Origin of the sequence: Myxococcus sp. CA039A, from assembly GCF_013336645.1 — a bacterium.
Taxonomy (GTDB): Bacteria; Myxococcota; Myxococcia; order Myxococcales; family Myxococcaceae; genus Myxococcus; species Myxococcus llanfairpwllgwyngyllgogerychwyrndrobwllllantysiliogogogochensis.
In genome coordinates, this window is record NZ_JABUMQ010000691.1 from 1 (window position 1) to 1,085 (window position 1,085).

The window sequence follows — 1,085 nt, forward strand, 5'->3', positions numbered from 1 at the left end:
CCCGACGTCGTGGCGCCGAAGAGGATGTCCTGCTCACCGGTGTGACGTGAGAGCACCAGCGTCCAAGCGGCCTGGACCAGTGCATTGAGGGTGAGGTGGTGCTGGCGGACGAAGGCCTGGAGGTCCGTGGTGAGTTGCGCGGGCAGCCAGACGTTCAGGTGCTGACGCCGGAGCACCGAGTCCGGGCTTCGGGGAAGCGCACCGGGCAAGGGCGTGGGCGCGGTGAAGCCCCGCAGCGTCTTGCGCCAGTAGTGCTCCGCGGGCTCCAGGGACTGGCGCTGGAGCCAGGCGATGTAGTCGCGGAAGGAGGTCGACTCACTCTCCGCCGGGAGCCGGCCGGAGCGGACCTGCTCGTAGGTGGTGAAGAGCTCCTGGAAGAGGAGCCCGAGGCTCCAGCCATCCACGATGAGGTGGTGCAGCGTCCAGAGGATGCGCCACGCGCGCTCATCCGTGCGGATGACCGTCAGTCGCAGCAGCGGTGGTGTGCGCAGGTCGAAGCCACGAGCACGGTCCTCGGAGACGAGGGTCTCGAAGCGGCTCTGCTGCTCGGCCTCATCCGCGCCGCGCCAGTCGTGCTCCTCCCAGGGGAGGGTGGCCTCCGGGTGGACCCACTGGAGGGGCTGGTCGGCGCCCTCGGCGACGAAGGACGTGCGCAGCGAGGGCTGCCGCTGGATGACGGTTTCCCAGGTGCGACGGAAGGCGGTCATGTCCACGGCGCCGCCGAAGGTCCACGCCAACTGCGTGACGTAGACGCCGGAGCCCGGGGCCGTGAGGGTGTGGAAGAGCATGCCCTGCTGCATGGGCGACAGCGGATAGAGGTCGTCCGCCAGCGTCCCCGCGGGCAGCACCCGGTCGAGCACGGACTGGGACAGCTTCGCCAGCGGGAAGTCGGTGGGCGTGAAGCGGCGGGCGTCGTCGGAGTCTCGGTCGTCGATGAGCCGCCGCAGCGTGTGCAGGCAATGGTCGGCCAGGGACTGGATGGTCTCTGGCCGGTGCGCTGCCTGGCTGTACGTCCACACCAGGGTCAGTCGGCCCTCGAAGACGTAGCCGTTGATCTCCAGCAGGTGGGAGAGCGCGGCCTTGGG

General features: G+C 69.7%; 1 protein-coding gene. It reads right to left on the bottom strand.

The window, feature by feature from the left end; translation table 11 throughout:
* The coding region (locus HR086_RS47060; protein WP_254626782.1) for a condensation domain-containing protein at positions 1–1,085 on the bottom strand (1,085 nt) is incomplete at both ends.